This window comes from Flavobacterium kingsejongi, from assembly GCF_003076475.1.
GTDB lineage: Bacteria > Bacteroidota > Bacteroidia > Flavobacteriales > Flavobacteriaceae > Flavobacterium > Flavobacterium kingsejongi.
Window position 1 is genome coordinate 489,184 of the sequence record NZ_CP020919.1, and the last position, 11,474, is coordinate 500,657.

General features: G+C 39.1%; 10 protein-coding genes. 4 read left to right on the forward strand and 6 right to left on the reverse strand.

Features of this window, described 5'->3' with window-relative positions:
- Nucleotides 1-66: 66 nt before the first annotated feature.
- The 5 genes from gldD to mutY all read right to left on the reverse strand — a co-directional run bounded on the left by gldD (nucleotide 67) and on the right by mutY (nucleotide 4,350).
- A complete protein-coding gene (gene gldD, locus FK004_RS02225) occupies nucleotides 67-630 on the reverse strand; it encodes a gliding motility lipoprotein GldD (protein WP_108735777.1) in 564 nt (187 codons plus the stop codon).
- A gap of 22 nt (nucleotides 631-652) precedes the next feature.
- On the reverse strand, nucleotides 653-1,954 hold the full coding sequence (gene gldE, locus FK004_RS02230; RefSeq protein ID WP_108735778.1) for a gliding motility-associated protein GldE: 1,302 nt from the start codon (nucleotides 1,952-1,954) through the stop codon (nucleotides 653-655).
- Between the two features lie 25 nt (nucleotides 1,955-1,979).
- Nucleotides 1,980-2,420: a single-stranded DNA-binding protein gene (locus FK004_RS02235; protein WP_108735779.1), complete on the reverse strand. Its 441-nt coding sequence runs from the start codon at nucleotides 2,418-2,420 to the stop codon at nucleotides 1,980-1,982.
- A 123-nt stretch (nucleotides 2,421-2,543) separates the two neighbouring features.
- Entirely contained in the window at nucleotides 2,544-3,236 is a 693-nt protein-coding gene (locus FK004_RS02240; RefSeq protein ID WP_108735780.1) for an AIM24 family protein, read from the reverse strand.
- A gap of 61 nt (nucleotides 3,237-3,297) precedes the next feature.
- On the reverse strand, nucleotides 3,298-4,350 hold the full coding sequence (mutY, locus tag FK004_RS02245; RefSeq protein ID WP_108735781.1) for an A/G-specific adenine glycosylase: 1,053 nt from the start codon (nucleotides 4,348-4,350) through the stop codon (nucleotides 3,298-3,300).
- A 133-nt stretch (nucleotides 4,351-4,483) separates the two neighbouring features.
- On the opposite strand from mutY, the gene FK004_RS02250 reads away from it, so the two are divergent.
- From FK004_RS02250 to FK004_RS02265, 4 genes are all read left to right on the forward strand, one after another.
- The gene (locus tag FK004_RS02250) at nucleotides 4,484-4,774 is read left to right on the forward strand and encodes an HU family DNA-binding protein (RefSeq protein WP_108735782.1); all 291 of its coding nucleotides are present in this window, start codon (nucleotides 4,484-4,486) and stop codon (nucleotides 4,772-4,774) included.
- Nucleotides 4,775-5,098: 324 nt separating this feature from the next.
- Nucleotides 5,099-6,643: an Rne/Rng family ribonuclease gene (locus FK004_RS02255; RefSeq protein WP_108735783.1), complete on the forward strand. Its 1,545-nt coding sequence runs from the start codon at nucleotides 5,099-5,101 to the stop codon at nucleotides 6,641-6,643.
- Between the two features lie 102 nt (nucleotides 6,644-6,745).
- Complete coding sequence (locus FK004_RS02260; protein ID WP_108735475.1) at nucleotides 6,746-8,284, forward strand: IS1182 family transposase; 1,539 nt, start codon at nucleotides 6,746-6,748, stop codon at nucleotides 8,282-8,284.
- A gap of 338 nt (nucleotides 8,285-8,622) precedes the next feature.
- A complete protein-coding gene (locus FK004_RS02265) occupies nucleotides 8,623-8,958 on the forward strand; it encodes a hypothetical protein (RefSeq protein ID WP_108735784.1) in 336 nt (111 codons plus the stop codon).
- A gap of 23 nt (nucleotides 8,959-8,981) precedes the next feature.
- On the opposite strand, the gene pbpC is transcribed toward FK004_RS02265, so the two are convergent.
- Nucleotides 8,982-11,357, reverse strand: a complete 2,376-nt coding sequence (gene pbpC, locus FK004_RS02270) for a penicillin-binding protein 1C (RefSeq protein WP_227871656.1) — start codon at nucleotides 11,355-11,357, stop codon at nucleotides 8,982-8,984.
- Nucleotides 11,358-11,474: the final 117 nt, after the last annotated feature.

Here is an 11,474-nt window from a genome sequence, read left to right on the forward strand (position 1 = left end):
AGCCATCATATACAAAAAATGCTGTCCTTAACGGGTCAGCATTTTTTTTTATTAAAACCAACTACACTATTTCCAGCGCAAGGTTTCCATAAGGTTCTTCACATCATGCCGGATATAATCCGCTGCCGGAAATATCGAATCAAAATTCGGTTTCGCATAAAAATAGACAGAGCCTAATACAAAATTACGAGTACTATCCGTCGCATAAAACTGAGTCGGAGAAGCCGCATTACCTCCTACTTCATAAAACATCCCATATACTTTCTGATCTGGATTAAGGAAAGGCTGGGAGATAATTTCATCCGCTTTCACCACATGTCCATAGGTCAGCTTCTGTGCGTCTTTTAACAAGGCTTCAATATTATTGTCCACTTTCTTATAATTCAGGTATACCGTAGCTTTCATCAGCGGATATTCAATCCTGTAGTTACAATCCCCTTCATGCTTGATAATGCCAAGGCTATTGTAATTAAACGCATAGGGACAGGCCGTATTGAATAATTCATATTTTGGAGCAGGATAATCCAGTCGCAGGTGACTTTTAGGCTTTGGCAGGACATCATCCTTACAACTTAAAAAAAGTACCGGCACCAATAAGACTACTGCAAATTTTACAACACTATTCAACATTTTCAATTGGAGATTAAACACATTAGACTACCGTAACCTTGATCTGTTTCACACGCTTATGATCCACCGATTCGACGGTAAAGATACAATTGGCAAAATTTATTTTTTGCCCTTTTTTGGGAAAATTTCCAGACACTTCCAAAATAAAACCGGCAAGCGTCTCCGCCTCCCCTTTTGTAGTATCAAAAAGGTCTTCATCAACCGGTACGATCCGATAGAAGTCCTTAAGATTGATCTTTCCTTCAAACAGAAAATTTTTGTCATCAATTTGGGAATAGATGATATTGTCATCGTCAAATTCATCACTGATATCCCCGACAATCTCTTCAATAATATCCTCGAGCGATACGAGTCCGGACGTTCCTCCATACTCATCAACAACTATGGCCAGGTGGTTTTTCATCGACTGAAACTCTTTCAACAGATTATCCAGCTTCTTATTTTCAGGAACAAAAAAAGGCTCCCGCAATAAGGACTGCCAGTTAAAATCATCATGGTCAATATGCAGAAGGAGATCCTTAACAAACAATACCCCTATAATAGCATCAATATTATCCTCATATACCGGAATACGCGAAAAACCTTTACTGACAATCTTTGACAGAACAACACTAAACTCCTCATCTACATCCAAGGCAAAAACATCAATCCTTGGGCTCATAATCTGCTTTACATCAGTATTTCCAAAGGATACAATGCCTTCCAGGATTTTCTGTTCTTCTGCAGAAGTATCTTTAGATGAGGTAAGCTCCAAAGCCTGTGAGAGCTGGTCTACCGAAAAGTTCGTTTTCTGTTTGGTCAATTTTTTATCCAAATACAGCGACAGCCGACGCATGGGAAGGCTCACTGGAGACAATAGAAAATCAAGCACCATAATTGGGATTGCTGCAAAAACAACAAACTGGATATTGCGCCTTCCGGCATATATCCGCGGCAGTATCTCCCCGAAAAACAGGATTACAAACGTCGCAATAACAACGACAACCGCTACCCGCCATTCGGCCGAAAGCGATACGGTAAAAATCCGGTTACTGATATAGGCAAAAAAGACAACGATACCAATGGTAAAAAAGCTGTTTGCAATTAGTATCGTAGACAGTAATTTACGAGGACGTTCGAGTAAAGAAGTTATAATACTGTAATGTCTTGAGTTTTTGAGCGTGGGGTTTTCAAGATCTTGCTTGGTCAGCGAAAAAAAAGCAATTTCCGCTCCGGAAACCAAAGCAGAACTAAGGAGAAAGATAAAAATTCCTATAAGTCCCCATAGGAGATTTGAGTCTGAAATAATATTTAAGGAAAATATACTTGAGGGGTCTGGGTCCAATTTTTTTGGAATTAGTTATACAATATCAGAAAGGCAGGTCATTTTCAGGCAACTGCGAATTCTGAGGATCAAAATCATTATTTTTGGAGTCGGACGCGATGTTCTGAGGCTTTACAAATTCAGAATCTTTTTTAGTCGTCAGGAAATTAAATTCGGTAGCCTGGATTTCAGTAGTATATTTTACCACACCATCTTCCCCCTGCCATTGCCGGGACTTGATACGCCCTTCTACATAAATCTTATCGCCTTTGGACAAATATTTCTCACAGATTTCTGCCGCTTTATTGCGCACTACAATATTATGCCATTCTGTAGAAGTTATTTTTTCATTGGTCGTTTTATTGATGTAAATCTCATTTGTCGCCAAAGGAAACCTACCAATACAATTACCACCTTCAAAATAGTGCATTTTCACTTCATCTCCCAAATGACCAATCAGCATCACTTTATTTAATGTACCATTCATTGAATTAAATTTTATGTCCTATATCAAAAATAGTCTTTTTTTTAATATGTTTTTTATAATTAAAAGCAAAGAAATCCGGCAATCCTAAAACTGCCGGATTTCATATCCTAAATTGTATGCTTTTTAGCTTGAGACCGAGTATACCTCTTCATAAGGCTGCACCAATACCCATCCGGTACCTTCAAATTTCATCTGTATGCTTTCACCACTTCCCCTACCGATTAAGGACTTAAGGGTGACATCCGTTTTGAGTTGCGGCGTCAGGTTACCGGACCATGCCACTGTAGCATTTGGATCGGTATATACCGGCTCTCCGGGTTTTACCAAAAGCGTGATAGGATGCCCGTGTGTAGTAATAGCCACATGCCCGGTTCCACTAAGATTCACCTGAAAAAGGCCACCGCTCATCATGCCGGCAATACTTTTCAGCATCTTGATATCCGACTTAATAGCCTCCTCATGCGCCAGGACATCATTCCCATTCACATTGATCGACTCGTTTTCCAGATACAGGACACGGACTTTCTTTCCGTAATCAGCCACATACAGCCTACCGCTTCCGGTAGCTTTCATCATTGTGGTTCCTTCTCCGGATAGTGCTTTCTTCAGGAAATTTCCCACACCACCGCTCAGCATCCCGCGGCGTTCAAATTTAACTTCACCCACATAGGCTACCATCGAGCCATTCTTAGCGAGGACCGTTTGGTTTTTCAGGTTCAACTCCAGTAATTCCGGCTGTTCCAGTTCAAAAAAGCTATGCTTATCGTCTTTTTGTGCAGTAAGCTCCAGAAATGAAGCTATTGAAAATTTATTCATAAAGTAAATTGGTTAGGTTACAAACAAATATAACTTTATAATTCAATAGTCAGGAAGGCCTTTAATTTATTTTAAGGTTATATTCCTTTTCAATAAAATTGATGATTACTATAGGAAAAGGATAACGCACCAGATCCTCGTAATTCAAACCATTGGCCAATTCCCCTTTTACACCCACTTCCCAAAACCGTATTGACAGGTGCTGGTGGCTTAATTTATGAACAATCGGCAAAACGGTATTAACCGCAACCGAAGTAATAGCGTATTGTGAACCAAACAGCGTATGAATCCGTTCTTCAATAACGTCGGTACTTTCAGGAGCCACCGATTCAATTACCGGAAACTCATATAAATTATGCCAGATCCCTTTCGCCTCTCTTTTATGTATAATCGTATGATCCTGCTCATCCCGGAAGACCAGGTAATCAAAATAGCGGTTCACGACTTTGGTCTTTTTCGTTTTTACAGGAAGGAGCGCCACTTTCTTTTTTTGCAACGCGACACAGCTTTCATTCATGACACAAATGCTACAATCGGGACTTTTCGGCACACATTGCAACGCACCGAATTCCATGATCGCCTGATTAAAGAGTGCCGCATTGTCTGTTGGCATAACCGCTGCAGCCAATTCCCGGAATTCTTTTTTGGCTCCCGAGGAAGAAATATCCGTTTCCACATCAAAGTAACGTGATAACACCCGAAATACATTCCCATCTACAACCGGAACGGCTTCATTATAACAAAAGGAAGCAATTGCAGCGGCAGTATATTCACCCACACCTTTCAATTGCAATAATCCGGCATAATCCGGAGGAAAGACACCTTTACTCCCGGTAGCGATATCCTGTGCGGTTTTATGAAGATTCCGGGCACGGGAATAATAGCCCAAACCCTGCCATAATTTCAAGACTTGTTCTTCGTGTGCGTTAGCAAGGTCAAAAACAGTTGGAAAGGCATCTAAAAAAGAATAAAAATAGGGCATTCCTTGTGCGACACGAGTCTGTTGGAGGATAATTTCCGACAGCCATATTGCGTAAGGATCGTTCGTTTTACGCCATGGCAAATCGCGTTTATTATCTAAATACCAGTTAATCAGAAGATTAGTAAATTGCATTGTAAAGAATTGGTTAGCAAAAATAAATCTTTATGTTATTAAATTTTAATCCTTTAAGCTTGAAATATTGTTTTTTTAATTCCTATATTTGCATGCTCAAAAAAATTATACAATAATATAAATAAGAAAGAAAATGACGAAAGCAGATATCGTAGCGAAGATTTCAGAAAAACTAGGACTAGAAAAAGGAGATGTTCAGGCTACAGTTGAGTCTTTTATGGACGAAGTTAAAAATTCACTTGAAACGGGAGACAATGTTTATCTAAGAGGTTTCGGAAGTTTTATTATTAAAACAAGAGCTGAGAAAACCGGCAGAAATATTTCAAAAAATACTACTATTAAAATACCTGCTCACAACATACCTGCATTTAAACCTGCAAAAATATTTGTTGAAGGAGTAAAAACGAATACAGAAACTAAGTAAAACGAATTATTAATCACAAAATCTACAAAACATGCCAAGTGGTAAAAAAAGAAAAAGACATAAGGTAGCAACTCACAAACGTAAAAAAAGAGCGAGAGCTAACCGTCACAAGAAGAAAAAGTAGTTTCAAACTACTTTTTTCTTTTTTACAGAAAAAGTTCATTGAAATTGAAGAATAGACTAAAATCATGCAGAAATTGGGCTAAAGCCTTAAAACTTTAATCGAATTTTCTGCTAAAGCTATTTTTCACCGGGTACAAATACCTGTAAAAAAATTGTTTAATCCATCTGTTCGTTTTTTACGAATGGATAAAAATTTACAGCGTGAATAAAGAATTAATCATCAGATCTAGTTCCGAAGCCGTAGATTTTGCCTTATTAAAAGATGGAAAACTAATCGAATTACACAAAGAAGAAGAAAAAAGCAATTTTCAGGTTGGCGATATATTTATCGCAAAAATCAGAAAACCGGTTGCCGGGTTAAATGCTGCTTTTGTAAATGTAGGCTTTGAAAAAGATGCCTTTTTACATTATCATGACTTAGGCCCCAATCTGGCTTCTTCCTTGAAATTCGTTAAACTTGTAAGCGCAGGTAAAATAAAAGATTTCTCCCTAAAAAACTTTCCTTTTGAAAAAGAGATTGACAAAGACGGCGTCATTACCGATGCCATTAGCGCCAATCAGTCTGTATTAGTACAAGTCGTAAAAGAGCCTATCTCGACCAAAGGGCCAAGAATCAGTTCTGAACTGTCTCTGGCTGGACGATATATCGTACTGGTTCCTTTCTCGGAACGGATTTCCATTTCACAAAAAATAGAATCCAAAGAAGAAAAAGACCGTCTGAAAAGACTTGTTCAATCCATCAGGCCAAAAGGATTTGGTGTTATTGTTAGAACAGTAGCAGAAGGCAAAAAAGTGGCCGAACTGGATAAAGATTTACAAAATTTGCTTGACCGATGGTCATCCATGTGTAAAAAAATTCCAACAGCCCATCATCCGTCAAAAGTATTAGGTGAACTCAACCGAGCGTCATCTATCCTTAGAGACGTTTTTAATGACACATTCAGTGGCATTCATATTGATGATGAAGAGCTGTATTATCAAACAAAGGACTATTTGCAGGAAATAGCGCCTTCTAAAGTATCAATTGTTAAGCATTATCAATCGAACGACATTCCTATTTTTGAAAAATATAACATAGAGAGACAAATCAAAACATCATTCGGAAAAACGGTTTCAATGAGCAAAGGTGCCTACCTTATCATTGAACATACAGAAGCACTTCACGTTATAGACGTGAATAGTGGTAACCGCTCTAATAAAGCGACGAACCAGGAAGATACCGCAATGGAAGTGAACATGATAGCCGCTGCCGAAATAGCAAGACAATTGCGATTACGGGATATGGGCGGAATTATCGTAGTTGATTTTATTGATATGTCAAATCCAGAAAACAGGAAAACACTCTACGAATTCCTACGGGAAGAAATGAGCGATGACAAAGCAAAACATAAAATCCTGCCTCCGAGTAAGTTTGGTTTAATCCAAATTACAAGACAGAGAGTCAGACCAGAAGTCAATATCAAGACCAGAGAAGAAGATCCCAACGATGTTAACGGTGAGATTGAAGCTCCGATTTTAGTGATTGACCGAATTACATCTGACCTGGAAAGAATTATAAAGAGCCATAAAAAGCTTGTGCTTAACGCACATCCCTTTGTGGCCGCATACCTTACAAAAGGTTTTCCATCATTACGTTCAAAGTGGTTCTTTGAATATAAAAAATGGGTGAAAATTATACCTCGTGACGCTTACACGTATTTAGAATATCATTTCTATGACAAAAATGGAAATGAAATTAAAGATTAAATCAAAGAAGCTGTCTCAAAACTGAGTCAGCTTCTTTTTTTTTAGTTTGTATTTTTATATGCAATTTTGTAAATTTAATCAGTGATAAACAGCTGATTATATATGAGATTCAAACATTATAACCAACAACAAACGATGCTTCTACCTTATTCGTTTGATGATTTAATTCCACATACACATGCGGTTCGAATAGTTGATCAAGTTGTGGAATCCCTTAATATCCAGCCTCTTTTAAAAGCGTACAGTAAAGAAGGTAATCCTGGATATCATCCAAAGATGTTACTCAAAGTGATGTTGTATGCTTATATGACTAATATCTATTCTTCGAGAAAGATAGAACTTGCACTTCGTGAGAATATCAATTTTATGTGGCTTACTTCTATGACTATTGTTGATCATAATACAATTAATAGATTTAGAAGTGATAAACTAAAAGAGAGTTTTAAAGAAATCTTCAAGCAGGTAGTTTTGATGTTGGCCTCAGAAGGACTGGTGAATCTAAAACAAATTTATACCGACGGAACAAAAATAGAAGCTCAGGCCGGCAGGTACACTTTTGTGTGGGGTAAGAGCATAAAAACCAATAAAGCAAAAATGCTCACCCAGTTGGAAGAATTATGGAACTATGCCCAAAGTATCGACAATGAAGATGACCCCAACCCGGAACCAACAGAGTTCAAAGAAATCAGCAAAGAGGTAATTGAGAAAACTGTAGCTAAAATAGATGCCAAACTCTCTGGTAATGAAAAGACCAGTTCTAAAGCAAAAGCTAAATTACGCTACATAAAAAATAATTTTACTTCCAATCTTGAAAAGTATGAAAAGCAAGAAGCTATTCTGGGAGAAAGAAACAGTTACAGCAAAACTGACACCCAGGCTACTTTTATGCGAATGAAAGAAGACCATATGTTAAACGGACAGCTCAAACCAGCTTATAATACTCAAATATCTACACAAAATCAGATCATTGTTCATTATACCATCCATCAAAATCCGACCGATACTAAAACACTCCAGCCTCATTTAGAAAATTTGGAACAAACCTTTGGTAAAAAAGTATTTAAAAAGATAAAAGAAATAACTACTGACGCAGGTTATGGAAGTGAAGAAAACTACGATTATCTGAAACAGAAGAAACTCAAAGCTTTTGTGAAGTATAATACTTTTGAAAAAGAACAAGATCAAAACTACCAAAAGAAACACAAGGCTTTTAGCAAGGAAAATCTCTATTACAATCCAGAAGAAGACTATTATGTATGTCCAATGGGACAAAAAATGCATAAAACATATCAAAACCAGAAAACAACAACTACAGGATACACCCAAACCTTATCGCATTATCAGGCCAAAAACTGTGAAGGCTGTTCACTTCGAGGTCAATGTTTTAAAGCTCAGGGAAACAGAAGCATCGAGCGAAACCACAACCTTGAAAGACATAAACAACAAGCAAGGGAATTACTACTAAGTGAAATAGGAATACAAAGAAGAAAGCAACGCTCTGCCGATGTAGAGCCTGTATTCGCTCAACTCAAGCATAATAACGGTTTTAGACGGTTTTCTTTAAAAGGACTTCAAAAAGTAGAATTAGAATTCGGATTAATGGCTTTAGGTCATAACTTAAGAAAGAAAATTGCAGCATAAAGGCAATTTTTTACTCCCGTTAAAATCTAGATAGTTAAAATCCAAAATTGTATCAAATAAAAAAACCGTCTCAAAATTTGTTTTGAGACGGCTTCTTTTTTTTGCCCTTTTTTAAACAGCAATTCCAAAATTAGCCGTCCCTCAAATCGAGAGCCTAGCAATCAAAACAAAAACGGATTATATCTTTTCACAATCGCCTGGCCCGCAACAATTAAAAAAGGAAATACTGATGCCAAAGCCATTCGTATAAATTAAACAAAATAAGCAGCACCCACTACAATTCCAGCTACAATTCCCCGTTATGTAACCATTACAGTTTGTTTAAAATTTGCCACAGCATGAAAGCCATTCGAAAATTATCCGCTCCTCTCTATCTTATGTTATTAGTATTACTGCTTAGTGTGGCATCCTGTAATGATGATGACACCGGAACTTTTAATGCCCGCGAAAGCCAGGAAATGGAAATTGTGGCGACCATCAAAACATGGGTAGGAAGAAACCGCTCGGAACTGGAAAACAAAATTATATGGAGTTCACCTGAATTTATCGCGCGAAATGCCGCCGGTGATGCAGTCGTTCGTTTTTCGGTCATCCAGGAAAACAATGCAGACCTGAACAAAATAACCTTTACTGTCGATAATGGCACAGTACTCACGGAAAAAGAAAAAGAATAATCACCAATACAGTATGCAGTCTTTTATTCCCGTACAATCTCAATACGACGTTTGATCTCATTTCCGAACTCATCTGTAACCGTAATGTAATATGTGCCGGATTTCATCTCTAACGGCATTTCATGGAAGGTTTGTGTAGTACCCAGATACGTATTATTTACATACCAGAACAATTTCGAACCCGGCTGGGAATGTGCCACTTTCAATAACACCGACTGTACCTTACTCTCAAAATTCTTTGTCAGGTAAATTTTGCTGTTTTCCTTAGGGTAAATAAAATCCATCGCAACGTTTTGTGTCGACAGGCAATCACTCCGGAACGGCGGTAACGTAAAGTAATCGGTATGTTTGCTTTTATAATACAACTCCATTACCGGCGGTAGCACAAACCAGCTTTTAGTAATGATATTTTCGATATTTTCACAGCTACTATTCACCTGGAACTTTTCTGTTGGATCCAAATGAATCATTTTGTGGTACGGGCAGACTTTGGTCCGTTTGCCATTTACCGGAATATATTGTTTTGTTTTAGGGCAATTATCCTGTGCGAGATAACCACTGAGACTGCATACTTCGGCCTCTTCCAGGTCATTGAGCGGTGTACCAAACCATCGGGAACGCTTGAGCAGGTTAAAAACATCAAACAAAACCGGGGCTGCACTACTGACTCCGGTCAGGGTGGGACGGCCTTCGCCGGTGGCATTCCCTACCCATATCCCTACCACATAGTCTTTTGTCGTTCCAATAGCCCAGGCATCACGGTTTCCAAAACTGGTTCCGGTTTTCCAGGCGATTTCCAAAGAGGAATCATAAAAGCGCCATGCTTCATCCCCCTCGGGGCGGTTTACTTCCTTCATCGCATTATAGGTAAGCCATATCGATCCCGCACCCAAAACATTTTTAGCATACACTTCCTTTCCGAAGTCCGTCAGGATAGCGGCATCAACATTCAGGTTCGAAAATTCCCTGGTGCGGTACTTTCCGGAATTGCGGTTGTATTCATTTAAGGTCGAAGACAGGTTGGCATACGTTTTACATAAATCCCAAAGATTGGATTCTGCACCACCGAGAATCAACGATAATCCGTAATGATTAGGATGTTTGTTGATATCCTTTAGCCCAAACGCCTGCAATTCTTCATAGAATTTATACACTCCATAATCCTGCAACATCAGTACCGAAGGAATATTCAGCGAACGTGCCAGGGCACGCTGCGCAGGGACTGCCCCATCAAAAGTACGGTTGAAGTTTTCAGGGGTATATCCAGATATTTGCGTGGGAACATCGGCGATTAATGTATTGGGCAATAACTTTCCATCATCCAGCATTCCGGCATATAGTAAGGGCTTTAAAATACTCCCGGTACTCCGTGGCGCTGAGATAATATCAACATCTTTTTGATGGGCTTTGTCTGTAGGTGCATTTCCAATATAGGAAACCACATTCCGGGTTTTCACATCAACCACCAATATGGCAATATTATACACCTCATTCTGCCGGTATTGGTTATAATATTGCGTGGCGATCTGGTTGACGCGGTTTTGCAGGACTAAATCAATTGTAGTCCGGATGCGCTGCCCTTCTTTCTTCTTTGCCATCCGGTCTAACAGGTGTGGTGCTACCTGCGGCAAAGTGAAAGGCTTTTGCGGTAGGCTTTCCTGCAATGATAAATCATAGGTCATTTTATCGATTACCTTTTCTTCATACAATTTTTTGAGGAGGCGATTGCGTTTCAGCAGCAATATTTCCTGGTTCTTTCCCGGATAGATCAGGCTGGGTGCATTGGGCAAAACCGCCAATACCGCCGTTTCCGCCCAGGACAATTGACTTGACTGCACCCCAAAATAACGCCAGGAAGCCATTTCAAGCCCCACGACATTACTCCCAAAAGGAGCATGTGCAGCATAGAGCCCAATGATTTTATCTTTGGAATACCGAAGCTCCAGCCGTGTAGCCAGTACAACTTCTACTAATTTTTCAAAATAGGTGCGATGCTGTCCTTTACGCGATAACCGGATTACCTGTTGTGTGAGCGTACTGCCTCCGCGCACCACCTTTCCTGCCCGGCTGTTTTGCCGAACCGCACTGACCATAGCCGCGGGATTGAAACCAGGATGGCTGTAGAAATACTGGTCTTCAAAATAGATAATACATTTTTTAAACTTATCGGGAACGGTATCCTGCTCCGGAAAACGCCACTGACCATCACGCGCAATTTTTGCCCCCAATAATTCGCCCTGCGCACTTTCAATGACAGTGGCATAAGGAGTGGCAAATAGTGTTCGGGGCAGGCAAAAATAATACCCTGCCAAAAGGATCAGGAGTATAATCGATTTTATTTTATGCCGGCGGATCCTGGTACCAATGCGATTGAGGTATGTAACAAACTTTTCTTTCAAGGATGGTAAATTGATAGCGATTATTAGGTAAAACTAAGCAATAACAACCTGATTTTCCTGCCGTTAGACAAGAAAACCAGGCTGTATCAGATATTAAAATAGTACAAAACGTACTCT

Excerpts from the sequence above, each read along its gene's own strand:
- gldD (WP_108735777.1), bottom strand. The coding sequence starts at position 630 with ATGTTGAATAGTGTTGTAAAATTTGCAGTAGTCTTATTGGTGCCGGTA.
- FK004_RS02235 (WP_108735779.1), bottom strand. The coding sequence starts at position 2,420 with ATGAATGGTACATTAAATAAAGTGATGCTGATTGGTCATTTGGGAGAT.
- FK004_RS02240 (WP_108735780.1), bottom strand. The coding sequence starts at position 3,236 with ATGAATAAATTTTCAATAGCTTCATTTCTGGAGCTTACTGCACAAAAA.
- mutY (WP_108735781.1), bottom strand. The coding sequence starts at position 4,350 with ATGCAATTTACTAATCTTCTGATTAACTGGTATTTAGATAATAAACGC.
- FK004_RS02250 (WP_108735782.1), top strand. The coding sequence starts at position 4,484 with ATGACGAAAGCAGATATCGTAGCGAAGATTTCAGAAAAACTAGGACTA.
- FK004_RS02260 (WP_108735475.1), top strand. The coding sequence starts at position 6,746 with ATGAGATTCAAACATTATAACCAACAACAAACGATGCTTCTACCTTAT.
- FK004_RS02265 (WP_108735784.1), top strand. The coding sequence starts at position 8,623 with ATGAAAGCCATTCGAAAATTATCCGCTCCTCTCTATCTTATGTTATTA.